The organism is Kitasatospora sp. NPDC094028 (assembly GCF_049543595.1).
Classification (GTDB): Bacteria; Actinomycetota; Actinomycetes; order Streptomycetales; family Streptomycetaceae; genus Kitasatospora.
Genome location: NZ_JBMVFA010000006.1, coordinates 279783 through 302905 on the forward strand (window position 1 = coordinate 279783; position 23123 = coordinate 302905).

Here is a 23123-nt window from a genome sequence, read left to right on the forward strand (position 1 = left end):
CGGGCCCGAGCCCGACCCCGATCGCCGTCGTCCCTAGGAGCCCCCGATGAACGCGGTCCTCATCGCCCTCCTGGCGGTGCCGCTGCTCGGCGCCGCGCTCACCCTGGCGCCGGTGTTCGGGCCGGACCGGGCCGCCGCCGACCGGCGGGCGCTGCGGCTGAACACCGTCGTCACCGGCGCGGTGCTCCTGCTCGCCGTCGCCCTCGCGGCCGGCTTCGACCACGATGCGCCCGCCCGGATGCAGGCCACCACCGACGTGTCCTGGATCCCGGCCCTGCACGTGCGCCTCCACCTCGGCGTGGACGGCGTCTCGCTGCCGCTGATCGTGCTGACCGCACTGCTCACCTTCCTCTGCGCGCTGTACTCGGAGAAGCGGCTGCCGGCCGGGGAGGACAGGCCGTCCGCCCAGGCCTTCGTCGGGCTGTTCCTCCTCCTCGAAGTCGGCATGCTGGCCACCTTCGCGGTGCTGGACCTGCTGCTCTTCTTCGTGTCCTTCGAGATCGTGCTGATCCCGATGTACTTCCTGATCGCCCGCTGGGGGAGCGGCGCGAAGGTGCCCGCCGCCAACCGGTTCATCCTGTACACGCTGCTCGGCTCGGCCGTGATGCTGCTCGGCTTCCTGCTGATCGGGAGCAAGGCCGGCACCTTCGACATGCAGGCCCTGGCCGCCGCGCACGGCAGCGGCCTGAGCCACACCACCCAGGTGATCGCCGCGCTGGCGATCCTGGTCGGGCTCGCCGTCAAGGCCCCCGCCTGGCCGCTGCACAGCTGGCTCCCCGACGCGCACACCGCCGCCCCGACCGTGGGCTCGGTGCTGCTCGCCGGCGTGCTGCTGAAGATGGGCACCTACGGCCTGGTCCGCGTCCTCCTCCCGATCGTGCCGGGCGGCACCGCGACCTTCGCCCCCTACCTGGGCGCCTTCGCGGCGGTCGGCATCGTCTACGGTTCGCTGGCCTGTCTGGCGCTCGCGCGCCCCGGCGCCAAGGGCGACCTCAAGCGCCTGATCGCCTACTCGTCGGTCGGCCACATGGGCTTCGTGCTGCTGGGCATCGCCTCCCTCACTCCGGTGGGCGTCAACGGCGCGCTGTTCGCCAACATCGCCCACGGTCTGATCACCGGCCTGCTGTTCTTCGTCGTCGGCGCGCTCAAGGACCGCTACGGCACGGCCGACCTCGACACGCTGTCCGGCGCCACCGGCGCGGCGCTGTACGGCCGGGCCCCGCGGATCGGCGTGCTGCTCGCCTTCGCCGCCGTGGCCAGCCTCGGCCTGCCCGGCCTGGCCGGCTTCTGGGGCGAGCTGCTCGCCATGCTCGGCGCGTTCGACCCCGCCGCGGGCCTGTCGCGCCCGGCCTTCGTCACCTACATGGTGCTGGCCGGTCTCGGCACCCTCCTCACCGCCGCCTACCTGCTGATCGTGGTCAAGCGCGTCTGCATGGGCGACCCCGAGCAGCCCGCACCGGTGGGCGAACTCGCCGACCTGCGCCCGTACGAGGCCGTCAGCTGGACGCCGCTGGCCGCCCTCACCCTGCTCGCCGGCCTCTGGCCCGCGCTCCTGCTCGGCCTCTCCGACCCCGCCGTCAAGCACCTCCTCGGGGGTGGCTGACCGTGCTCGGAGCCCAGACCGCCGCACTCGGACCTCACTCCACGGGGCAGCACACTGTGACCTCCCTCGCCGTAGCCAACCCGGGCAGCCTGATCCAGTCCGTGGACTGGGTGGCGATCGCGCCCCCGCTGATCGCCGCGGTGGCCGCCGTCGCCGTGCTGCTCGCGGACCTGTTCCTGCCGGACCGGCACAAGAAGTGGCTCGGCCGCCTCACCGTGGCCGGACTCGCCCTCGCCCTCATCGCGCTCCTCCCCCTCACCGGAAAGTCACCCCGAGCGACCTTCTGCGTGCAGAACGTAGCAGGGGGTACTGACAACGGTGGCTGCTCCTACGTCGCCGACCACTTCGCCCTGGTCTTCCAGCTGCTCGCGCTCGGCGGCGCGCTGATCGCGGCCCTGCTCTCGACGCACACCGTGGACGACGAGAAGCTGCCGCGCGGCGAGTACTGGTTCCTGCTGCTCTCCAGCGCCACCGGCGCCGCGCTGCTGCCCGCCTCCCGGGACCTCGCCACCATGGTGGTCGCCCTGGAGGTCGCCTCCCTGCCGGCCTTCGCGCTGGTCGCGCTGCGCCGGGACGGCCGGGGCGCGGAGGCCGCGCTGAAGTTCTTCGTCTCCTCCGTCACCGCCACCGCGGTGATGCTGCTCGGCATCGGCTTCGTCTACGCCGCCAGCGGCAGCCTGCACCTCGGCGCCGTCGCCCAGGGCCTGGAGCACGCCCCCGCCCAGCTGAAGACGCTGGCCGAGGCGGGCGCCGTGCTGACCCTGGTCGGCTTCGCCTTCAAGGTGGCCGCCGTCCCGTTCCACTTCTGGGTGCCCGACACCTACACCGGCGCGCCGCTGCCGGTGGCCGGCTACCTGTCGGTGGTCGGAAAGGCGGCCGGCCTGTCCGGGCTGGCGATGGCCACCACGATCGCGTTCCGCCCGTACGCGCACACCTGGGGCCTGGTGCTCGCCGTGCTGGCGGCCGTCACCATGACGGTCGGCAACGTGGGCGCGCTGCGCCAGCGCTTCGACACCCGGTACAGCGCGGTGCGGCTGCTCGCCTGGTCCTCGGTGGGCCAGGCCGGCTACCTGCTGGTGCCGCTGGCCGCGGCCGGCTATGCGCCCATCGGCAAGGATCCGCTCGGAGCCACCGCCGCCTACGCGCTGATCTACGGCGTGGTGAACCTCGGCGCCTTCGGGGTGGTCGCCGCGGTCGGCCGCCGGCCCGGGGCCAGCGTGGACGACTTCCGCGGCCTGTTCGCCCGCCGCCGCTGGACGGCGCTGGCGCTCGCCTTCTTCCTGCTCTGCCTGGCCGGCCTGCCGCCGGGCGTGATCGGCCTGTTCGGCAAGGTCGTGGTGTTCCGCGCGGCCGTGGACAGCGGGCTGGGCTGGCTGGCCGTGGTGATGGCCGCGAACGTGGTCGTCGCGCTGTACTACTACCTGCTCTGGACGGCCCGGCTGTTCGCTCCGGTGGCGGACGGCGCCGCGAGCGGCGAGGCTGTCGGGGGCGAGGGCGCCGAGCGCCGGCTGCCGGTCGGCCTGACCGCGACGCTGGGGCTCACCGCCTCGGCCGCCGTCGTCCTCTCGGTCGCGCCCCAGCTGGTCCTCCAGGTGACCGGCGGCTCGCTGTTCTGAGCCCCGGTGAGCGGTGCCGGCCGCAGGGCCGGGGCGGTGCCGGTGCGGTGTCGCGTCGGTCACAAGGGAACAAGGCCACCGATCCCACCCGTTGATTGGGCACGAGGGACGAGGCGGCAAGGGCTTCCCCACCGGCACCAATGGAGGGCCTGACGTGCACCGGCAGCACAACGGACTGAGGACCGCCGCCCTGCTCGGTGGCCTCTCGGCGCTGATCCTGGTGATCGGCGGCTTCTTCGGCCGCACCGGCTTCGTGATCGCCCTGCTGGTCGCGCTCGGGACGAACGCCTACGCGTACTGGAACAGCGACAAGCTGGCGCTGCGCGCGATGCGGGCCCGGCCGGTCAGCGAGTTCGAGGCGCCGGGGCTGTACCGGATCGTCCGCGAGCTCTCCACCTCGGCCCGCCAGCCGATGCCCCGCCTCTACATCTCCCCGACCACCGCGCCGAACGCCTTCGCCACCGGCCGCAACCCGCGCAACGCGGCGGTCTGCTGCACCGAGGGGATCCTGCAGATCCTGGACGAGCGCGAGCTGCGGGGCGTGCTCGGGCACGAGCTGAGCCACGTCTACAACCGGGACATCCTGATCTCCTCGGTCGCCGGGGCGCTCGCCTCGGTGGTGATGTTCCTGGTCAACTTCGCCTGGCTGATCCCGTTCGGCCGGGAGGACGACGAGGACGGGCCCGGGCTGTTCGGGACTCTCGCGATCATGATCCTCGGGCCGGTCGCGGCCGGGTTGATCCAGATGGCGGTCAGCCGTTCCCGCGAGTACCAGGCCGACGCGGACGGCGCCCGGATCACCGGGGACCCGCTCGCCCTCGCCAGCGCGCTGCGCAAGCTCGACGCCGGTACCCGCCGGCTGCCGCTGCCGCCGGAGCCGCAGCTGCAGACGGCCAGCCACATGATGATCGCCAGCCCGTTCCGGCCGGGCGAGGCCGGGGCCCGGCTGTTCTCCACCCACCCGCCGATGGCGGAGCGGATCGCCCGCCTGGAGCGGATGGCCGGCTACCGGGACTGACCGACCGGCCCCGCTCGTCGGCCGGTCAACTCGTCGGCCGGTCGGCTCGTCGGCCGGTCGGCTCGTCCGCCGGTCGGCTCTTCAGTCCGTCAGCTCGCCGACCGCCAGCCCCAGCCGGTGGACGCCCTCCGCCACCTGGGCCGCGCTCTCGGCGGCCGCGTAGCTGAGCCGCAGGTGCGGCCCCGGCGGCTCGGCGGCGTGGTACGGGCGCCCGGGGCTGACCTGGACACCGGCCCGCAGCGCGGCGGCGGCCAGCGCGCCGTCGTCGGTGCCGTCCGGGAGCCGCAGCCACAGGTGGTAGCCGCCGGGGCGGTGGTCGCCGAGCGCGCCGGGCAGCTCGCGGTGCAGGGCCGCGACGGCGGCGGTGCGGCGGTCCCGCAGTTCGGCGCCGAGGGCGCGCAGGTGGCGGGCCCAGCCCGGGTCGGCGACCAGTTCCAGGGTCGCCTCCTGGAGCGGGCGGGGCACGAAGAAGCTGTCCACCACCTGGGAGGCCCGCAGCCGGGCGAGCGCCGGCCCGCGCGCGGTGAGGGCGCCGACCCGGAGGTTGGGCGAGGCGGCCTTGGTGAGCGAGCGCAGGTGCACCACCACGCCGTCCGGGTCGTCGGCGGCCAGCGGCCGGGGCAGCGCCGGGGCGTCGGTGTGGACGAGCAGCCGGGCGAAGTCGTCCTCGACCACGAAGGCCCCGGCGGCCCGGGCGATCCGCAGGACCTCCGCCCGCCGGGCGGGCGAGAGCACCGCGCCGGTCGGGTTCTGGAACAGCGGCTGGCAGACGAACACCCGCGCCCGGGTGGCCTCGAAGGCCTCGGCCAGCAGCTCGGTGCGCACCCCGTCCGCGTCGACCGGGACGGGCACCGGCCGCAGCCCGGCGGCCCGGACGACCGCCAGGATGCCCGCGTACGTCGGCGACTCGACCAGGACGGCGGTGCCGGGCGCGGCCAGCGAGCGCAGCGCGACGGTGAGGCCGCTCTGCCCGCCGGAGGTGATCAGGACGTCCCCGGTGCCGATCGGCCCGCCGGCGCCGCCGATGTCCCGGGCGAACCAGCCGCGCAGTTCGGTCAGGCCGTCGGTGGGCGGGCGGTCCCAGGCGCCGGGGCGGCGGCCGGCCCGGGCGAGCGCGCCGGCGAGCAGCCGCTCGGGCAGCAGCGAGGCGTGCGGGTAGCCGCTGTTGAGGTCGATGACGCCCGGCGGCGGGATCCGGAGGGTGGCGAACACCGGGGCGGCCAGCAGGTCGCGCGGGCCGGCGTCCGCGCTGAGCGCGACCTCCTGCCAGGAGAGGTCGCCGGGGCGGGCGGCGGGCGCGGCGGTACGGGCGGGGCCGGCGGCGAAGGCGGCCGCCCGGAACACCCCGGCGCCCGGGCGGGAGACCACCAGCCCCTCCGCGACCAGCACCGCGATCGCCCGGGAGACCGTCACCGGGCTGACCTGGTGGCGTTCGACCAGTGCCCGGCTGGAGGGCAGCTTGCGCCCTTCCGGATAGCGCTCGACCTCCCGCCGCAGGCTGTCGGCGAGTCCGGTCACACTGCTACGCTCGTTCATGACGGCACAAGATAGCGCTACCCTCCCCGCGGCGATAGCACCGCGGCACTCGGATCACGCCCCCGGGCCCGCCGCCTCCGGCACCGCCCTGGCCGGCCTCGGGGTTGCCCTCTTCTCGCTCAGCTTCCCCGCGACGGCGTGGTCCCTGACCGGCTTCGGCCCGTGGAGCTCCACCGGACTGCGCGGCGTCCTGGCCGCCCTGCTCGCGGCGCTCTACCTGGCGGCCGTCCGCGCCCCGCTGCCGCGGCGCCGGCACCGCGCCGGGCTGCTGGTCGTCTCCGGCGGCTGCGTGCTCGGCTTCCCGCTGCTGACCACGCTGGCCCTGCGGACCTCCTCGACCGCCCACTCGGCGGTGGTCATCGGCGTGCTGCCGCTGGCCACGGCGGTGGTCGCGGCGCTGCGCACCGGCCGCCGGCCGTCCCGGGCGTTCTGGGCGGCCGCGCTGGCCGGGGCGGCGGCGGTGCTCGCCTTCACCCTGCTGCAGAGCCACGGCCGGCCGACCGTCGCGGACCTCTACCTGTTCGTCGGCCTGGTGGTGTGCGCGGCCGGGTACGCGGAGGGCGGGCGGCTCGCCCGGGACCTGCCGGGCGCGCAGGTGATCGCCTGGGCGGTGGTCGCAGCGCTGCCCGTCATGCTGCTGACCGCCGGGCTCGGGCTGGCCGCCGAGCCGGTGCACCCCGGGGCGAGGGCGCTGGCCGGCCTGGCCTACATCGCGGCGGTGTCGCAGTTCGGCGGCTTCGTGCTCTGGTACCGCGGGATGGCCCGGATCGGGGTGCCGAGGGCGAGCCAGCTCCAGCTGGCCCAGCCGCTGTTGACGCTGGTGTGGGCGGTGCTGCTGCTGGGCGAGGAACTGCCGGCGGCCGCGCCGGTGACGGCGGTGGTGGTGCTGGTCTGCATCGCGGCCACCCAGCGGGCCCGGGCCTGACGGGCGGCCGCCGCCCGGCCGCGGGCCCGCCGTCCGGGTGACGTGACGCGCGCGCCCCGGGCGGCGGCCGCGGGCTACTGGTAGTGGTGGACGGTCATCGACCGGGCCGGTGCGGCTCCGGGACCGGAAGGGGCGCGCCACGTGACTCTGCTGCCGAACGACGAGGTGGACCAGTCGGTACGGCCGCCGCGCGCCCCCCGGCTGTACGGCCTGCTGCGCGCCGCCCGCCGCCGCCGGGGCCGGGCGCTGGTCGGCTGGCTGACCACCACCGACCACAAGCGGATCGGCACCCTCTACCTGGTCACCTCCTTCCTGTTCTTCCTGGCCGGCGGTCTGATGGCGCTCCTGATGCGGGCCGAACTCGCCCGGCCGGGGCTGCAGTTGATGGACAATGAGCGGTTCAACCAGCTGTTCACGATGCACGGCACGATCATGCTGCTGATGTTCGCGACCCCGCTGTTCGCCGGTTTCGCGAACTGGATCATGCCGCTGCAGATCGGTGCGCCGGACGTCGCCTTCCCCCGGCTGAACGCGCTCGCCTACTGGCTCTACCTGTTCGGCTCGCTGATCGCGATGTTCGGCTTCCTGACCCCGGGCGGCGCCGCCGACTTCGGCTGGTTCGCCTACGCGCCGCTGAACAGCGCCGTGCACAGCCCCCACCTCGGCGCCGACCTGTGGATCATGGGCCTCGCACTCTCCGGCTTCGGCACCATCCTCGGCTCGGTCAACTTCATCACCACGGTCGTCTGCCTCCGGGCGCCCGGCATGACGCTGTTCCGGATGCCGATCTTCGTCTGGAACATCCTGCTGACGGCCGTCCTGGTGCTGTTCGCCTTCCCGGTGCTGGCCGCCGCGCTGCTCTGCCTGGAGTCGGACCGCAGGTTCGGCTCGCACGCCTTCGACGCCGCCAACGGCGGGGCGATGCTCTGGCAGCACCTGTTCTGGTTCTTCGGGCACCCGGAGGTGTACATCATCGCGCTGCCGTTCTTCGGCATCGTGACCGAGGTCATCCCGGTGTTCAGCCGCAAACCGGTCTTCGGCTACTCCGGCCTGATCGCCGCGACCATCGCCATCACCGGCCTGTCGGTCACGGTCTGGGCGCACCACATGTTCGTCACCGGGCAGGTGCTGCTGCCGTTCTTCTCGATCATGACGATGCTGATCGCGGTGCCCACCGGGGTGAAGTTCTTCAACTGGGTCGGCACCATGTGGCGCGGCTCGCTCAGCTTCGAGACGCCGATGCTGTGGACGGTCGGCTTCCTGGTCACCTTCCTGTTCGGCGGCCTGACGGGCGTGCTGCTCGCCGCGCCGCCGATCGACTTCCACGTCTCCGACTCGTACTTCGTGGTCGCGCACTTCCACTACGTGGTGTTCGGGACGGTGGTGTTCGCGATGTTCGCCGGATTCCACTTCTGGTGGCCCAAGTTCACCGGGCGGATGCTGGACGAACGGCTCGGCCGGATCCACTTCTGGACGCTGTTCACCGGCTTCCACGCGACCTTCCTGGTGCAGCACTGGCTCGGCGCCGAGGGCATGCCCCGCCGCTACGCCGACTACCTGGCCTCGGACGGCTTCACCGCGCTGAACACCGTCAGCAGCATCGGCGCGCTGCTGCTCGGCGCCTCGACGCTGCCGTTCCTGTACAACGTCTGGAAGACCGCCAGGTACGGCGGGAAGGTCGGGACGGACGACCCGTGGGGGTACGGGCGCTCGCTGGAGTGGGCCACCTCCTGTCCGCCGCCGCGGCACAACTTCGCGGCGCTGCCCCGGATCCGCTCCGAATCCCCGGCGTTCGACCTGCACCACCCGGACATCGCCGAGCTGGACCGCCGGCAGAACGCCCGGGAGCCGCTGGCCTGAGCACCGCCGGGGCGGACCGTGCGCCGACGAACCCTCGGCTCGGCCGGTCCGGCGCGACCCCCCGCTCGTTAGGATGAGCGGGCGCCCGGTCGGTCCGGGCCGCCGCATCCGGAGGGAGTGGGCCGTCATGGCAGACGAGAGGCACGCCCCGGCGGCCGGGGACGCGCCCGCGCGCCGACGCGGCCAGGGCGAGCTGGAGGCGCAGGTGCTGGCGGTGCTCCAGCAGGCGCCCGGCCCGGCCACCGCCGGGTGGGTCCAGGAACGCCTGGAGGGCGACCTGGCGTACACCACGGTGATGACCATCCTCTCCCGCCTGCACGCCAAGAACGCCGTCTCCCGCAGCCGCTCCGGCCGCTCCTACCTCTGGCAGGCCTCCTCCGACGCCGCCGGGCTGGCCGCGCTCCGGATGCGCCGGATGCTCGACGGCGAGGCGGACCGGGACGCCGTCCTGGCCAGCTTCGTCACCGCGCTGCTCCCGCACGACGAGGAGCTGCTGCGCGCGCTGCTCGACGCCGCGTCCGCCGACCCGGCAGCGGCCGACCGCGAGAGCTGACCCGTGGGCTTCTTCGTCTTCCTCCCGCTCATCCTGCCGCTGACGGCGGTGCCGATCGCCCGGCTGACCGAGCAGCACCTGCACCCGCGCGGCGCGGCCCGGCTGCTGACGGTGATCAGCGCGGTGATGGCGGTCTGCAGCGTGCTCTGCCTCGGGCTGATCGGCGTGGTCGGCACCGCGCAGATCCCCGGCAACCCGCTGCCGGACAGCTGGTCCGACCCGGAGGTGCGGCACGCGCTGCCGTACCACGAGACGGTCGGCACCGCCGCGATGTGGCTGCTGGTGCTGGTCGGCTTCGCCTGCACCCGGACGGTCGTGCGGCACCTGCGGATCCGCTCCCGGGCCCGGCGGGCACTGACCGGCCTGTCGGCCGGGCCGGAGGCCGCCGGGGACCTCGCGGTGCTGCCGGACCGCAGCCCGTACGCGTACGCGCTGCCCGGCTCGCCGGGCCGGGTGGTGGTCTCCACCGGGATGCTGGCCGGGCTGGCCGAGGACGAGCGCGAGGCGCTGCTCGCGCACGAGCGGGCCCACCTGCGCCACCGCCACCACCGGTACCTGCTGACCACCCAGCTGGCCGCCTGCGTCAACCCGTTCCTGCGGCCGCTGCAGTACGCGGTGGCGTACAGCGCCGAGCGGTGGGCCGACGAGGAGTCGGCCCAGGCGGTCGGCGACCGCCGGGTCACCGCGCGGGCGGTGGCCCGGGCGGCCCTGGTTTCGCACGCGGCCCCGGCGCCCGGCTTCGCCGCCTTCGCGGCGCCCGCCGCGGCGCCCGGCCCGGTGCCGCGCCGGGTCGCCGCACTGCTCGGCCCGGTGCCGACCTCCCGCAACTGGCCGCCGGCCAAGACCTCGGCCGGGCTGGCCGCGATGGTCGCGGCGGCCGGCACGGCGGCGTCGGCGCTGTGCGCGCTCAACGCCGCCGTGGCGCTGCTGGTGGTGCTGAAGGCGGTCACCCCGCTGTAGCGGCGGTGACACCCCGTTAGAGGGTGGCGGCCAGCGCGTCCAGGGTGGCCCCGGCGTGCGCCAGCGACTCGACGGCGAGCGGCCGCAGGTCGTGCAGCGCCGGGACGTCCTCGGCCCGGGTGAGCTCGGCCGTCACCACGTGCAGGTGCTCCGGGGCGACCCCGGACCGCTCGAAGTACGCCCGCAGGTACGGGACCTGGAAGTCCCAGTGCTCGCGCGGGGCGCCCGGCCCGTAGCCGCCGCCGCGCACCGCGACCACCACCACCCGGGTGTCCCGCAGCAGCGCCTCGCCGGTGGCCGGGTCCTGGTGGACGCCGGGGAAGGTGACCCGGTCGATCCACGCCTTGAGGCCGGTCGGGACGGTGAGGTTGTACATCGGGACGCCGAGCAGCAGGACGTCGGCGGCCAGCAGCTGCTCGATCAGCGGGCGGGACAGCGCCCACTCGTGCTCCTCCTCCTGGGTCCGGGTCAGCGCGGCGACGTCGTCCAGCGGGAGCACCCCCTCGCGCTCGGCCCGGCGGCCGAGCGAGTCGAAGGCGGTGCGCACCGCGGGCACCGGGTCACCGGCCAGGTCGAGGTGCCGGTACCGGGCGGCGGCGCCGTGCCGGGCGCGCCAGGCGGAGGCGAAGCGGGCGGTCAGGGCGCGGCTCACCGAGCCGTCCGGGCTGATGCTGGAGTCGAGGTGGAGCAGCGTGGCGGAGGTCATGGCGGTCTCCTGTCACCTAGGGGGAGGGCGGATCGTCATACCGGTGACGGGCCGGGCCGAGGAAAGGTGACCGATGAGCGGGGACGGATTTCCGAACGGTTCCGACGCGGAGCCGGCGGCGCGCTTCGAGGCCGAGCGCGGGCGGCTGCGGGCGATCGCCCAGCGGATGCTGGGCTCGACCGGCGAGGCCGAGGACGCCGTCCAGGAGGCCTGGCTGCGGCTCGTCCGGACGGACACGGCGGAGATCGACAACCTGCCCGGCTGGCTGACCACGGTGGTCTCCCGGATCTGCCTGGACCTGCTGCGGGCCCGTGCGGTGCGCCGGGAGGAGCCGGCCGGCGAGGCGCTGCCGGAGGCGGTCGGCGAGGCCGCGGACCCCGAGCGGGAGGCGGTGCTGGTCGACGCGGTGGGGCGGGCGATGCTGGTGGTGCTCGACCGGCTGGGCCCGGCCGAGCGGGTGGCCTTCGTGCTGCACGACGGCTTCGCGGTGCCCTTCGAGCAGATCGCGCCGATCGTCGGCCGGACGCCGGTGGCCGCCAAGAAGCTGGCCAGCCGGGCCCGGCAGCGGGTGCGGGGCACGGCCGGGCTGCCGCCGGAGCCGCTGGCCGGGCACCGGCGGGTGGTGGAGGCCTTCCTGGCCGCGGCCCGGGGCGGCGACCTGGCCGAGCTGCTGGCCGTCCTGGCGCCGGACGTGGTGCGCCGGGCCGACCCGGCGGCGCTGCCGCCCGGCCGCGCCCTGGTGGCCCGGGGAGCGGAGACCGTCGCCGGGGAGACCACGGTCTTCGGCCGCCGGGCCCGCTACGGCGCGGTGGCGCTGGTGGACGGGCTGCCCGGCATCCTGATCGCCCCGGACGGGCGGCTGCGGCTGGTACTGCGGATGGCCGTCGCGGACGGCCGGGTGGCCGGCTACGAGGTGGTCGCCGACCCGGCCCGGCTGGCCGCGCTGGAGCTGGCGGTGCTGCCCGAGGAACTCCGGGGGAGTTCCTCGACGGCCTCGCGCAGGGTGCGGAACTCCGCGGCCAGCGCGTCCAGCGTGTAGTGGGCGTTGAGCCCGCTCGGGTTGGGCAGCACCCAGACCTCGGTGTCGCCGATGCCCTCCGGCTGGCGCCCGATGGCGGCCCGCCGCCGGCCGAAGGCCGTCCGGTAGGCGCCGATGCCGAGCACGGCGAGGACGCGCGGGCGCAGCCGCAGCACCCGTTCGGTGAGGGCGGCGCCGCCCGCGCGCAGCTCGTCGGCGGTGAGTTCGTCGGCCTTGGCGGTGGTGCGCGGGGCGACGTTGGTGATGCCGAGGCCGAGCGCGGGCAGCTCGCCCTGCTCGTCCGGGCGGAACTGGCGCGGGGTGAAGCCGGAGCGGTGCAGGGCGGGCCAGAAGCGGTTGCCGGGGCGGGCGAAGTGGTGCCCGGTGGCGCCGGACCACAGGCCCGGGTTGATGCCGCAGAACAGCACCCGCAGCCCGGGCCCGGTGATGTCCGGGATGGTGGTGTCCTTGGCGGCCTGCAACTGCTCGGGAGTCGGCTTCACCCGGTCAAGTCTGCCGACCGGATCCGGGGCGCGGCACGGCGGGTGGTGCGGCGGGTGGTGCGGCGGGCGGCGCGGCGGGCGGCGCGGCGGGTGCGCAGCCACCGCAGGCCGAACACCACCACGGCCGCGTACGCCCAGCCGGCGAACACGTCCACGATGAAGTGCTCGGCGCCGTACACCAGGGTGATGGCCATCGCGAGCGGATAGGCGACCAGCAGGGCCCGCAGCCGGCGGCCGGCGGTCGGCCAGAAGAAGAACAGCAGCATCGCCGGGTAGGCGGAGTGCAGCGAGGGCATGGCGGCGACGTCGTTGGCGAACTGGCTGCCGTTCTCCAGCAGCGAGTCCGCCTGCGGCAGCCCGCTCACCGAGATCGTCTCCCACACCACCCGGGTCAGCTGCGGCAGGTGGCCCTGCTGGGCGACCAGCCACGGCGGGTCGGCCGGGAACAGCAGGTAGGTGGCGAAGCCCGCGAAGGTCAGCGTCAGGTAGCAGGCGAGCAGTTGGCGGAAGCGGTGGTGGGCGCGCCGCCAGAGCACGGCGAGCAGCACGAAGACCACGAAGAAGTGCGACAGGTAGACGCCGACGGCCGCGTAGTCGTACCAGTGCGGCGAGCCGGGGGTGTACAGCGCGTGCTGGAGCCGGACGGTCCAGGTCTCGCCGAGGCCGAGCAGGTCGTCGGCGCGCAGCTGGGGCCGCCAGTGCGGGGCCCACGGGGTGTGCGCGCCGTAGCCGCGCAGCAGCGAGTACGCCCACACCACGGCCATCACCGGCACCCAGTCGCGCAGCACGAGCAGGAAGCCGCGCGGGCCGTGGCCGCTGTGCACGGCGGCGGTGAGCAGCGCGCCGATCAGCCAGAGGAACACCACGTCGTTGGCGAAGGCCAGGCCCTGGGTGCCGAGGAACCAGCCGAAGCCGGCCAGGTAGAGCGGCCAGGCGAGCCACCGCAGTCTCGACCAGCCGACCGTTCCGCCGCCCGCGGCGGGGCGGGGGAGGGGGCGGGTCGGGGGTACCGGGCGCGGGAGTCCGGCCCGCACCAGGGGTGGCGGCGCCGGGCCTAGCAGCTTGGTCATGCCCGCCGAACCTAGCGGTGCCGGCTTTGAGGACTCTGGGGGAACGATGACCGGATCGTAAGAAAAGCGGGTGGGGCTTGGGGCCGGTCGTGTCCGTCCGGTGCGGTCCGGCCGCCCGGAGCGGCCCGTCCGCCCGGCTCCGCGGGTCCGCACGCGCCGGATCAGGCGACGATCCCCAGCTCGTGCGGCGTGTTGTTGAACCGGCGCCCGCCGTCGGCCGTGACGGTGACGATGTCCTCGATCCGCACCCCGAACCGGCCGGGGAGATAGATCCCGGGCTCGATCGAGAAGCACATGCCCGGCACCAGCGGCCGTTCCTCGCCCTCGATCAGGTACGGCGGCTCGTGCGTGGTGAGGCCGATGCCGTGGCCAGTGCGGTGGATGAAGTACTCGCCGTACCCGGCCTCGGTGATCACCCGGCGGGCGATCCGGTCGATCTCCTGGCAGCCGACGCCGGGGCGGACGGCCTCGAAGGCGGTCTGCTGGGCGAGCCGCACGGTGTCGTGCACCTTCCGCATCTCGGCTGGGACGTCCGGGCCGACGTGCACCGTGCGGGTGGTGTCGGAGCCGTAGCCGTCCTTCAGGCCGCCGAAGTCGAGCACCACGGTGTCACCCGGCCGGATGACCCGTTCGTCGGCCTCGTGGTGCGGGTCGGCACCGTTCGGGCCGGAGCCGACCACGGTGAAGTCGACCTGGCTGTGCCCCAGTCCGGCGGCGGCCGCCTCGGCGGCGGCCCGGGCCATCCGGGCGGCGTAGTCCTCGGTGGTGAAGGGGCGGGGCACTGGGTCTTCTCCTCGGTCGGTCGGGCGGGCGGCGTCCTGATACTCCATCATGTCCGGCTCTGTGTCGCGTCCGTCTGCGTCGGATCCGTCCGGGTCAGGTCCGTTTGGTGTCAGGTCCGTCCGGGTCAGGTCCGTTTGGTGTCAGGTCCGTCCGGCGTCGGCGAAGTTGCGCAGGAACAGCGCCTCCACGTGCGCCATGTGCTCGATCTCGCCCGGGTCGACGCTCTCGTTCGGGGCGTGGATCAGGCAGCGCGGCTCCTCGACGCCCATCAGGATGATCTCGGCGTCCGGGTAGGTGGTGGCGAAGACGTTGCACAGCGGGATCGAGCCGCCCTGGCCGAGGAAGGACATCGGCGTGCCGTAGACCTCCCGCATCGCCCGGTCGAGCGCGGCGTACGCGGGCCCGCCGGTGTCGGCGAGGAACGGCGAACCGGCGCCCTCCCGCTCCACTTCCACCCGCACGCCCCACGGCGCGGCCTTCTCCAGGTGGGCGACCAGCGCCTCCTGGGCGGCCCGGGCGTCGGTGCCCGGCGGCACCCGCAGGCTGATCCGGGCCCGGGCGGCGGCCGGGACGGCGGCGGCCGAGCCGACCACGGGCGGGCAGTCGATGCCGAGGACGGTGACGGCCGGGCGGGCCCACAGCCGGTCGGCGACGGTGCCCGAGCCGGTCAGCCGGACGCCTTCCAGCACCCCGGCGTCGGCGCGGAACCGCGCCTCGTCGTACCCGACGCCGTGCCAGCTGCCGGTGCAGTCCAGGCCGTCGATCCGGGTGCCGCCGTCGGCGTCGCGCAGCGAGTCGAGCATCCGGACCAGTGCGGCCAGCGCGTCCGGGGCCGGGCCGCCGAACATGCCGGAGTGCATGTCGCCCCGGAGCGTGCGCACGGAGACCACCACGGTGGTGACCCCGCGCAGCGAGGTGGTGGCGGTGGGGACGCCGACCGCCGCGTTGCCGGTGTCGCAGACCAGCACGGCGTCCGCGTGCAACTCCCCGGCGTGCTGGGGCAGGTACGCCTCCAGGCCGCCGGTGCCCTGCTCCTCGGAACCCTCGACCACCAGCTTGAGGCCGACCGGGAGGTCGTCGCCGAGCGCCCGCAGCGCGGTGAGGTGCATGACGATGTTGCCCTTGCAGTCGGCGGCGCCGCGCCCGTACCAGCGGCCGTCGCGCTCGGTGAGCTCGAAGGGCGGGGAGGCCCAGGCGGCCTCGTCGAGCGGCGGCTGGACGTCGTAGTGGCAGTACAGCAGCACGGTGGGGGCGCCGGGCGGCGGCGGGCGGTGGCCGACCACGGCGTGGCTGCCGTCCGGGGTCTCCTCCAGGTGGACGTCGCGCAGGCCGGCCTCGGTGAAGGCGGCGGCGACCCACTCGGCGGCCTTGCGGCACTCCTCCGGCGGGTACTGCCGGGGGTCGGCGACGGACGGGACGGCCACCAACTCGGCCAGGTCGGCCTTCGCGCGGGGCATCGACTCGGTGATGCGGCGGGCGAGTTCGTCGGTCATGCGGGAGCCCCCGGGGGTGCTGCGGGCGGTGTCGCGGTCATCTGCGGGCGGTGTCGCGCAGGTCGAGGTCGTCGATCCGGTCCTGGATGTCGGCGAGCCGGTCGGGGCAGTACACCGAGAGCACGATCGCCTCGGCCTTACCGCCTCGCGGTCGGAGAGCACCGGCCGCTGGCCGGGGCCCGGCCAGTTCACCCGGTTGCCGGTGCCGCCGCATGCGGCGTGCGGCCGTGCGGGTGAGCGGCTGCTCCGGGTGCGCACCCAACCGTCCGATGTCTTCGATGAATTGGCCGAAGAAGGACCGAGTGTGGCCGAGGATGCGGTGGAGGTGACCGTTTTCACCCGGCTCTACGGTCTCCGACCGGGCACGGATTCATAAACCCCGGGCCGACTGTCGGTGCCGTGGGCGACGATGTCCGGCATGTCCTATGAACTCCAGGCGCTGATAGGAACATTGGAGCTGCTGACGGTGGCCGCGGCGGAGGTTCCGGTGGCCCGGGTGGTGCCGCTCGCGCAGGGGCTGGCGATGCTGCCGGTCACCTCCGCGGTCCTCGCCGCGCTCCAGGGGGACGGCGCCACCGCCCGTACGCCCGCCGGGACCGGCTTCGGCCGGCACGCGGACGGCTTCGAACTGCGGCTCGCCGCCTGGTCCAAGGCCGGTCCGATCGCCTGCGTCGAGGCCGAGGGCCTCGGCGACGGCGGCACCCGGCGCGCCGCCGTCTGGTCGGACGGCCGGATCGTCCTCGGCCCGCTCGCCGAGGGGGAGCAGGTCGAGGGCGACACCTCTGGGTCCGAACTCCGCGGGGGCGGGCCGGAGTCCGCCACGGCCGGGGACGACCCGATCTCCCGGGCCCTGCGGCTGCTCGGCGCCCGGGTCGCGGCGGGCCGCGCCGACGAGTTCGAGTCGGTCGGTCTGTCGGCCCACCGCAGCACCACCGGCTGGGCGGCGGCGGTCGGTTGAGCCGGCCGCACCGTTCGGCGTACCTGCGGTGGCTGCGTCCGGAGTACTGCCCCACGGTGTGAAGCAGGCGATCTCGCCTGGTTCACAGTTGAGAGGAAGCAGTACCCATGCGTGCCACCCGGATGGCCGCCGTGCTGACCGTGATCGCAGCGCTCGCGCTGACGCCGGTCACCACGGCGACCGCCACCGCCGCAGGCAATGAGGCCGCGGCTCCCCGTACCACCGTCTCCGACACCCCCGCCCGGGCCGTCCCGGTCCCGGTCCCGGCCGTCCCGGCTCTGGCCGCCCCGGTCCTGCCGGGCGTTCTCCCGGTCACCGCGCCGGTCACCGCGCCGGCGCCCCCGGTGGCGGCTCCGGACCCGAGCGTCGCCCTCGGGGCGGTCGGCGACCTCGTCAAGCTGGTCACCGGCCTGCTCTCGACGGTGACCTCCGTCGCCACCCCCGACCTCGGCGTCGTCCAACAGCTCCTCGCCACCCTGCAGAGCACCCTGCAAGGGCTGCTCGGCCAGCTCCCGGCCCCACCGGTGACCCTCCCGAGCCCGCCCGCACTCCCCTCCGGCACCGCAAGCACCGCAAGCACCGCGGGCGCCGAGGGCAACGCCGCCGGCCCGGCCGCGCTGCGCGACCAGCTCACCGTCCTGCGGGCCCAGGCCGAGGCCCTCACCGCCGCGACCCGCCACCACCCCGCCACCGGCTGACCCCGTCGCCCGCCGGCAGCGCGGCGGCCCCGCCCCCTCCCGGGGAGCGGAGCCGCCGTCGTTCCGGGGCTCCCCGCGGCGCCGGTCAGCCGAGGGCGCCGGCGAGCCCCGGCTTCGCCGTGAGCCGCTGGTAGAGGACGGTGCGCGACCGGCGGGTGCGCTGCACCAGCCCGGCGCGGTGGAGGATCTGCAGGTGGTAGGAGACCGTCGCCGGGCTCAGGCTCAGCCGGGTGGCGAGCTCCCCGGTCGTGTGCGGCTGGGAGAGCTCGGCCAGCAGCTTGGCCCGGGTCGCGCCGAGCAGCTCGTCACCGCCCGAGCCCGGGCGGCAGTCGTTCGGTGCGGCCGGATAGATGATCAGCGGCGTGCGGGGGACGGGCACGTCCGCGGGCTCGGCGGCGCAGACGATCGCCCGGCCCGAGAAGACGCTGGGGACGAGGATCGCGGAGTCGGCGTCGACGCTCAGCCGGAGCGCGTGCGAGGCGAGCAGGTGGATCCCGAGGACGCTGTCGTCGTCCAGGCTCACGTTGGGGGCCAGCTGGTTGACGGTGTGCGCGATCCCGTGCAGGGCGATCGCGGAGGCGCGGGCGGCGATCTCGGCCTCCATGCGGGCCCGGATGCCGGGCCAGCGGGGCGCGAGGGCGGCGTGCCAGAACTGCTCCAGTTCCACCGCGACCCGCTGCGCCAGGTACTCCTCGCCGCGCTCCATCGCCGCCAGCAGCAGCCGGGGCGGCCGGTGGGCCGTGGTCCGGTCCCAGGAGTGGCCGTCGAGGGCCGAGGACAGCTCGTACCGGACCCGCTCGGCGGGTGTGGTGGCGATCTGGTGCAGCGTGCTCTCCAGCGACGCCTGGAACCCGGTGGGTTCGGGTCGCAGGAAGTCGGGGGAGTAGCCGAGCGGCCCACCGCCGCCGACCGCGGCCAGCAGCCCCAAGTGCCGTTCCGACAGGGCCTGTACGGCCTTCGCCTGCCACCGCGCGCCGAGCAGCCGCGGGTAGCGGCCGAGCGCGAAGAGCAGATCGTTGGCGACGCCCACCTGGGACATCGCGAACCTGACCCGCCCCAGCCCCTGCGCCCCCAGGTTGAACCGGATCATGAGCAGTCCCCCAACGCGCGATCGCCGTCAAGGGAAATCGAAGCACCGGACGGCCGACCCGGCACCCGATTCCCCGGATCCCGCGCCCCACGCGCCGGCCGCCGGCCCGGGCGGCCCGGGCGGCCCGGAAGGACGTGCCTCCCGGGCCGGGGAGTCGCTGTTCCCGCTCGACTAGCGGTAGTTCACGTACTGCAGGAGCGCCGTGCTGGCCTGCGGATTTACGGCGATCACGGCGCTGACCTGGGAAAACTCTTGCCGCGAGTTTTCACTGGTCAGCGCCGTTTTCTGCCCGCATGTGCCCTGGATGTGCCCTCGTTTCGCAGTCGGCTGCGGCGGTCTGTCGTTAGAGCCCGGGCCGTTGCCGCTGCAATCGGCGAGGACAGCTCCTACCTGGATGGCCGAGATCGGGACAAATACTTGCCCCCGGGCGTACCGTGTTCGCCAGCCGTAGAAGGAGGTCAGCCATCTCCGAGTTCGAAGAGCTTCATCACCTTGGCCATCTGGGCCCTGAAGGGCTGAAGCTGGTCTACAGGCTGGTGCGGGAGGAGGGTCAACGGTTTCCTGTACTGGCTCCTGTATCAGGATGGCAGGAGGCCGACTGGGAGGACTTGCTCGGCGAGTTCCTTGCGGACCGGGTCAAGGCCCTCACCGCTGACCTACTGAGCCGCTCAACCGACGACGCTTCGATGGGTCGGATCCTGCGTAGGTCTATTCGGAACTGGCTGATCGACAGGGCGCGGCAGACGGGTTTGGGCGCATTGCGCCGCCGCTTGGAGGCGGTGCTGTCCTCGGAGTCGAGCTTCGAGCAGGTTCCCGAAGGGGAGCCTGGTGCCAAGCGATGGAGGCTGGCGGGAAGCGGAGGGGCTCCATGGTCGGGCGCCACCGACGACCTGGTTGCTGCCTCGCATTCGGTCCAGGCGGTGAAGGTACCGAAGTGGTCCAGCACGGCGCGTCGGGCGCCGATCGCCGACAAGGCGTCGCTCGTTGCCGTGGCCACCGCTGTCCTTAGCGCGGCTGGTGGGTCGATGGAGATCGCTCAATTGACCGCAGTCTTCGCTGCACGGTTCCCGGCCGTGCTCGACCCGGTGATCGTGACCACAGGGGACGACTTTGAGGGTGCCCACCGAGATGCAGCCCTATCGCCCGAAGAGGTAGTGGTTGCCGCCGAAGAAGAACTCGACAACGCCGTCACCGCAGCGGAAATCGTGGGGATGTTGTCACCGGAGGAGCGACTCCTTGTACCCATCGCTGACCAGCAGACTAAGGTCCAGGAGCTGTTGGGGTGCGGCAGGAGTCAGGCATCCCTGAAGGTGAAGCGCCTTCGGGAGAAGCTATCGCAGCTGGTTGGAGAACATGACGTTCACGGTGTGGGACTGGAGGTGATCAGGCTGTGCACCGAGACACACGACGTGGAGTGACACCGCCGTCCCTCGGACGCCGCGATGGTTGTGACGTCAAACATGGGTGGAACTGTTCAGCCATGTCAGCCGGGAGGACTCCATGAGTGAACCAGGTGTGCCTCAGCGTTTCCTTGAACTGGCCGCTGCGGCCGTGGCACCACAGCAGTTGTCGGACGAAGGGCTTCTGTCCAGGTTCGGTGGCCCGGAGGAAGTGCGCCTCGCGGCAGGCCAGGTATGGCGTGCGTGCTGGGAGGAAACGAGTGTCCTCGTACTGATCCTGGCACTGGCGACCCGAGAAGTTCACGCTGTCCCGGTCACGATCGACCCTCCAGGCGAAGATGAAGCGTGCCTGGTGGTGGACGGCGCCCGCACTGCGTTCGGGGTGAAAGCAACGGTGTGGGCGGGGCTGGCTGGGCCAGTTCCTATGCGTGTCCTCGACCGCGTAGTCGATTCTTGGGAGCTCGATCTAGTGGCATGGGCTGCGGAGATGGCGGCTGGCGGGAGCCCATCCGTACCAGTGGGTGCACGGCAGGGCATTCCCCCCGAGTCGGCCTTCGACGCTTCCGCCGACGTGCGAGCTGTCCTTGAAGACGACCTCGAAGTCCTACAGTCAGTTCCGGGTTTGCCCGCGGCGGAGGGATCGGCAAAGGTCGTTCCGCTCGCAGAGCTGTTGAAGGGCAGAGTCCCTGACCTGTCGGCTCTGGGCACAGCATTGGGGCTATCTCAGCCTGAAGTGATGAAGATCTTGCGGGGTTCGGCACCCATGGCATTGGGACAGGTGGAGGCAGTCGCAGATGTGACCGGTCTGCCGGTTGAAGCGGTCGCCGCCACGGTGCGACCCCTCCCGGTAGCCCTGGTGGCAGCAGCGGAGCATCCCCGGTGGCGACAGGCATGGAAGCATCGGGCCAAGCGGCTGGGTGTCAGCGAAGAGGATGCGCGTCTCACGGGTGGATATGGGGCGTTCGCGCTGGCCGCCCGCGAAACCGGCGGCGCGGAACCAGACTGGGAGAGCCGACTCCGGCAGTTCCTGCGCGGCGAAGACCTTGCCGGATCAGGTACGTAATGCGGCACCGCTTCGTAGAGGAGGCACCGCAGCAGGCACGGGCGATGCTCGCTGCAGTCGAGAGGATCCACCCAGGTTCTCTTGCAGCGCTGCGCGAAGATCCACTAGCTGAGCTGAGCCGCTGGCCGGACGTTCAGATTGCGATGGCAACCGAGGGCGGGGAAGGCCGATGCTCGGTTGCCGGCAGCTACATGGATCAGACCGACCCGCCGACGCTTGTGGTTGGCTCCTCCCGGTCGTACCGCCGACGCGGGTTCACCGCGTTGCACGAACTAGGGCATCACCTGCAGCAGACGGACCCTGGCCTCGGCCAGGCTCTGTTCGCTTGGCAGGACTCGGAGGTCTTCGAGGATGCCGCGTGCGACGCGTTCGCAGCCCGGGTGCTGATTTCAGACAGCGAGATTCCGGCGACCCTGCGTCAGCGGGGGCCAGCCGCAACGGACGTGGTCGAAATGTTCCACCACTCCCAGGCGTCGCGGGAGGCGTGCTGTGTGCGGGCAGCGGAGCACATCGCGGGTGGTGCGGTGGTTCTGCTCGACGGCGACGGCACTGTGATCTTCAGTGTGTCCCGCAGCCTGATCCCCCCGGCCCGGGGCACCGATCAGTCTGGCACCCCCCTCATCGAGAGAGCGCTGCGGACTAGGGCGACGACACAGCATGACAAGACGTACGTGGAGTATCGCTCGGGCAAGCCGAGTGAGCTCCTGTACGGACAGGCTGCCTGGTGCGACGAGGAGTACGTGGTCGCGGTCTTCGTCCCAGACAACGTCCCATGGCTCAAATACTCGGTCCCACGGCCTGGCACCGGCGCTTCCTGGTACGGCACGTCGTGGGTGTGCGAGACGTGCGGAGAGGCGTTCGAGGTCAGTACCGCGCCGTGTGATCAATGCCGCGTCGCCGTATGCCCTGACGGGCACTGCGGCTGCGTCAGCGCCCGCATGAGCAAGGACCGCGTCTGTGACCGATGCTTCCTCGTTCTGGCACCGAGCCGGTTCGATGGCACCAGCACCACCTGCCGCGACTGCGCCTGACTGCTCCTCCCGGTATTCCGGTGAACTCTCGGCCGGACGATTCTTGCGATGTGACGTCAGTTACTGGTGAGCAGCCACACGGCTGCTCGGCCCGCTGCGGCGGGTCTGAAGCCGGGCCCTGGCGCCCCATAGCATGAATCGAGAAACCGATGGGACACACCAACGACATCCTGAACGGCATCCGCTCTCAGATCGACGCCCACGCGGAGCCGCTCGCGGAGGCCCGCGAGCGGCTGGCGCTGGTCCGCTCCACGGCCAAGGCGTTCCCCGGATCCCTGCGGACCTACGCTAGTGGATCACTGGCACAGCACACCTTCATCCACCCGGTCGGCGACGGAGATGGCGGCCTTGTCCTCGATCGCCGTGTCTACCCCGGACTCGGACCCGACGGCGGTGGCGAGACCCCTGCCGATATCTCGGCCGAGCTCTGTGGGCTGCTGGGCCCTGCGGTCCGCGAGGTATACCCCAACGCCCGGTGCGGGACCTCCAAGCGCGGCCCCAAGCTGACGTTCGGGCAGCCCGTGGATGGCCAGAACCCCACCGTTGACCTGGTCGTCGCGCTGACCCGCAAGGATGCACCGGGGCTGTGGATCCCCAACCTCAAGAACGACACGTGGGAGGCCTCCGACCCCGAGAGCCACGTCAAGCTGTTCACCTCGGGAGGAGCGGCCCTCCAGCGCACCCGGCGCCGGGTCGTGCGGCTGCTGAAGGCGTGGAACAAGCAGTACTCCACCCCCGGCTTCTCGTCCCACAACCTGACCGTCTGGGCCTGGGAGTTCGTCGAGCCTGGGATGGGCATGGCCGACGCGCTGAGCACGGTGCTCACGAAGGCGGCTCGACGGGTCGACTCCGGCAACGCCACGGTCGACCCGGCCGGGGTGTCGCCGAACGTGCGGCTGCTCGTCCCGCGTGACACTGCCTCCCGCAGGCTGCGTACGGCAGCTGCTGGACTGGAGGAGGCGATCGCCCACGACGACGATCGAGACGCCGTGCTCTCGACCCTGTCCAGGGTCTTCTACAAGTACATCGACGATCCGTCCCCCAGCAGCCTCACCCAGAAGATCAATGCGCTGCGGCAGCCAGGCCCCCTCTCCACTGCTGCCCTCGGGCTCGGTGGCCTCTCCGCGGCCATCCCCGCCGTCCGCTCGTACGGCGTCGGGCCCGAGGGCCGGTGAGTCGGCGCGCGGCGTGGCAGGAGCCGGCCTGGTTCGCCAGGCCGGCGCTCCGCTTCGCCTTCCA

20 protein-coding genes and 2 pseudogenes are annotated in these 23123 nt (G+C 73.3%); 14 read left to right on the forward strand and 8 right to left on the reverse strand.

Going from position 1 to position 23123, the window contains the following annotated elements; genetic code table 11:
* Positions 1 to 46 precede the first annotated feature (46 nt).
* From ACPC54_RS13060 to htpX, 3 genes are all read left to right on the forward strand, one after another.
* A complete protein-coding gene (locus tag ACPC54_RS13060) occupies positions 47 to 1603 on the forward strand; it encodes a complex I subunit 4 family protein (RefSeq protein ID WP_498964317.1) in 1557 nt (518 codons plus the stop codon).
* 56 nt (positions 1604 to 1659) lie between these two features.
* Entirely contained in the window at positions 1660 to 3219 is a 1560-nt protein-coding gene (locus tag ACPC54_RS13065; RefSeq protein WP_498964319.1) for an NADH-quinone oxidoreductase subunit N, read from the forward strand.
* Between the two features lie 154 nt (positions 3220 to 3373).
* Positions 3374 to 4237 (forward strand): zinc metalloprotease HtpX, encoded by an 864-nt coding sequence (gene htpX, locus ACPC54_RS13070; RefSeq protein WP_498964321.1) that lies wholly within the window; start codon positions 3374 to 3376, stop codon positions 4235 to 4237.
* A gap of 81 nt (positions 4238 to 4318) precedes the next feature.
* On the opposite strand, the gene ACPC54_RS13075 is transcribed toward htpX, so the two are convergent.
* Positions 4319 to 5773 carry an aminotransferase-like domain-containing protein gene (locus ACPC54_RS13075; protein ID WP_498964323.1) on the reverse strand — a complete coding sequence of 485 codons (1455 nt, stop codon included), beginning with the start codon at positions 5771 to 5773 and terminating at the stop codon, positions 4319 to 4321.
* On the opposite strand from ACPC54_RS13075, the gene ACPC54_RS13080 reads away from it, so the two are divergent.
* The 4 genes from ACPC54_RS13080 to ACPC54_RS13095 all read left to right on the forward strand — a co-directional run bounded on the left by ACPC54_RS13080 (position 5772) and on the right by ACPC54_RS13095 (position 10071).
* Positions 5772 to 6698 (forward strand): DMT family transporter, encoded by a 927-nt coding sequence (locus ACPC54_RS13080; protein ID WP_498964325.1) that lies wholly within the window; start codon positions 5772 to 5774, stop codon positions 6696 to 6698. The two genes, ACPC54_RS13075 and ACPC54_RS13080, sit on opposite strands and share 2 nt — an antisense overlap.
* A gap of 201 nt (positions 6699 to 6899) precedes the next feature.
* Positions 6900 to 8558, forward strand: a complete 1659-nt coding sequence (gene ctaD, locus ACPC54_RS13085) for an aa3-type cytochrome oxidase subunit I (protein ID WP_498964462.1) — start codon at positions 6900 to 6902, stop codon at positions 8556 to 8558.
* A 127-nt stretch (positions 8559 to 8685) separates the two neighbouring features.
* Entirely contained in the window at positions 8686 to 9111 is a 426-nt protein-coding gene (locus ACPC54_RS13090) for a BlaI/MecI/CopY family transcriptional regulator (RefSeq protein ID WP_498964327.1), read from the forward strand.
* A 3-nt stretch (positions 9112 to 9114) separates the two neighbouring features.
* Positions 9115 to 10071 (forward strand): M48 family metalloprotease, encoded by a 957-nt coding sequence (locus ACPC54_RS13095; protein WP_498964329.1) that lies wholly within the window; start codon positions 9115 to 9117, stop codon positions 10069 to 10071.
* Between the two features lie 16 nt (positions 10072 to 10087).
* Here ACPC54_RS13095 and ACPC54_RS13100 read toward each other — a convergent pair whose 3' ends face one another.
* Positions 10088 to 10777: an FMN-dependent NADH-azoreductase gene (locus ACPC54_RS13100; RefSeq protein WP_498964331.1), complete on the reverse strand. Its 690-nt coding sequence runs from the start codon at positions 10775 to 10777 to the stop codon at positions 10088 to 10090.
* A 73-nt stretch (positions 10778 to 10850) separates the two neighbouring features.
* Here ACPC54_RS13100 and ACPC54_RS13105 point away from each other — a divergent pair.
* Positions 10851 to 11738: pseudogene (locus tag ACPC54_RS13105) on the forward strand (sigma-70 family RNA polymerase sigma factor); the annotation flags it as partial.
* Here the strand turns inward: ACPC54_RS13105 and mug are convergent.
* The 5 genes and pseudogenes from mug to ACPC54_RS13130 all read right to left on the reverse strand — a co-directional run bounded on the left by mug (position 11684) and on the right by ACPC54_RS13130 (position 15906).
* Entirely contained in the window at positions 11684 to 12298 is a 615-nt protein-coding gene (mug, locus tag ACPC54_RS13110; protein WP_498964333.1) for a G/U mismatch-specific DNA glycosylase, read from the reverse strand. The pseudogene ACPC54_RS13105 and the gene mug overlap by 55 nt on opposite strands.
* A complete protein-coding gene (locus ACPC54_RS13115; RefSeq protein ID WP_498964335.1) occupies positions 12295 to 13368 on the reverse strand; it encodes a phosphatase PAP2 family protein in 1074 nt (357 codons plus the stop codon). The genes mug and ACPC54_RS13115 overlap by 4 nt, the downstream gene beginning before the upstream one ends.
* A 161-nt stretch (positions 13369 to 13529) precedes the next feature.
* Positions 13530 to 14126 (reverse strand): annotated as a pseudogene (locus tag ACPC54_RS13120) (M24 family metallopeptidase); the annotation flags it as partial.
* A 165-nt stretch (positions 14127 to 14291) separates the two neighbouring features.
* Positions 14292 to 15644 (reverse strand): dipeptidase, encoded by a 1353-nt coding sequence (locus tag ACPC54_RS13125; protein WP_498964337.1) that lies wholly within the window; start codon positions 15642 to 15644, stop codon positions 14292 to 14294.
* Positions 15645 to 15681: 37 nt separating this feature from the next.
* A complete protein-coding gene (locus tag ACPC54_RS13130; RefSeq protein ID WP_498964339.1) occupies positions 15682 to 15906 on the reverse strand; it encodes a hypothetical protein in 225 nt (74 codons plus the stop codon).
* A 156-nt stretch (positions 15907 to 16062) separates the two neighbouring features.
* Between ACPC54_RS13130 and ACPC54_RS13135 the strand changes: the two genes are divergently transcribed.
* Positions 16063 to 16602, forward strand: a complete 540-nt coding sequence (locus ACPC54_RS13135) for a hypothetical protein (protein WP_498964341.1) — start codon at positions 16063 to 16065, stop codon at positions 16600 to 16602.
* A gap of 107 nt (positions 16603 to 16709) precedes the next feature.
* On the forward strand, positions 16710 to 17300 hold the full coding sequence (locus tag ACPC54_RS13140) for a hypothetical protein (protein WP_498964344.1): 591 nt from the start codon (positions 16710 to 16712) through the stop codon (positions 17298 to 17300).
* An 85-nt stretch (positions 17301 to 17385) separates the two neighbouring features.
* Here ACPC54_RS13140 and ACPC54_RS13145 read toward each other — a convergent pair whose 3' ends face one another.
* Entirely contained in the window at positions 17386 to 18390 is a 1005-nt protein-coding gene (locus ACPC54_RS13145) for an ArsR/SmtB family transcription factor (protein WP_498964346.1), read from the reverse strand.
* Between the two features lie 434 nt (positions 18391 to 18824).
* Between ACPC54_RS13145 and ACPC54_RS13150 the strand changes: the two genes are divergently transcribed.
* The 4 genes from ACPC54_RS13150 to ACPC54_RS13165 all read left to right on the forward strand — a co-directional run bounded on the left by ACPC54_RS13150 (position 18825) and on the right by ACPC54_RS13165 (position 23059).
* The gene (locus tag ACPC54_RS13150; protein ID WP_498964348.1) at positions 18825 to 19808 is read left to right on the forward strand and encodes a hypothetical protein; all 984 of its coding nucleotides are present in this window, start codon (positions 18825 to 18827) and stop codon (positions 19806 to 19808) included.
* Between the two features lie 46 nt (positions 19809 to 19854).
* Entirely contained in the window at positions 19855 to 20853 is a 999-nt protein-coding gene (locus ACPC54_RS13155) for a hypothetical protein (protein WP_498964350.1), read from the forward strand.
* A 44-nt stretch (positions 20854 to 20897) separates the two neighbouring features.
* Positions 20898 to 21884, forward strand: coding sequence for an ImmA/IrrE family metallo-endopeptidase (locus ACPC54_RS13160; RefSeq protein ID WP_498964352.1), 987 nt, complete (start codon positions 20898 to 20900; stop codon positions 21882 to 21884).
* A 149-nt stretch (positions 21885 to 22033) separates the two neighbouring features.
* Positions 22034 to 23059, forward strand: coding sequence for a nucleotidyltransferase family protein (locus tag ACPC54_RS13165; protein WP_498964354.1), 1026 nt, complete (start codon positions 22034 to 22036; stop codon positions 23057 to 23059).
* The last annotated feature ends 64 nt before the right edge of the window (positions 23060 to 23123 follow it).

Bases quoted from the DNA above. Each gene is read 5' to 3' on its own strand.
- ACPC54_RS13060 (WP_498964317.1), top strand. From the start codon at position 47: ATGAACGCGGTCCTCATCGCCCTCCTGGCGGTGCCGCTGCTCGGCGCC.
- ACPC54_RS13080 (WP_498964325.1), top strand. From the start codon at position 5,772: ATGACGGCACAAGATAGCGCTACCCTCCCCGCGGCGATAGCACCGCGG.
- ACPC54_RS13075 (WP_498964323.1), bottom strand. From the start codon at position 5,773: ATGAACGAGCGTAGCAGTGTGACCGGACTCGCCGACAGCCTGCGGCGG.
- ACPC54_RS13090 (WP_498964327.1), top strand. From the start codon at position 8,686: ATGGCAGACGAGAGGCACGCCCCGGCGGCCGGGGACGCGCCCGCGCGC.
- ACPC54_RS13100 (WP_498964331.1), bottom strand. From the start codon at position 10,777: ATGACCTCCGCCACGCTGCTCCACCTCGACTCCAGCATCAGCCCGGAC.
- ACPC54_RS13115 (WP_498964335.1), bottom strand. From the start codon at position 13,368: ATGACCAAGCTGCTAGGCCCGGCGCCGCCACCCCTGGTGCGGGCCGGA.
- ACPC54_RS13125 (WP_498964337.1), bottom strand. From the start codon at position 15,644: ATGACCGACGAACTCGCCCGCCGCATCACCGAGTCGATGCCCCGCGCG.
- ACPC54_RS13135 (WP_498964341.1), top strand. From the start codon at position 16,063: ATGTCCTATGAACTCCAGGCGCTGATAGGAACATTGGAGCTGCTGACG.
- ACPC54_RS13140 (WP_498964344.1), top strand. From the start codon at position 16,710: ATGCGTGCCACCCGGATGGCCGCCGTGCTGACCGTGATCGCAGCGCTC.
- ACPC54_RS13145 (WP_498964346.1), bottom strand. From the start codon at position 18,390: ATGATCCGGTTCAACCTGGGGGCGCAGGGGCTGGGGCGGGTCAGGTTC.
- ACPC54_RS13160 (WP_498964352.1), top strand. From the start codon at position 20,898: ATGCTCGCTGCAGTCGAGAGGATCCACCCAGGTTCTCTTGCAGCGCTG.
- ACPC54_RS13165 (WP_498964354.1), top strand. From the start codon at position 22,034: ATGGGACACACCAACGACATCCTGAACGGCATCCGCTCTCAGATCGAC.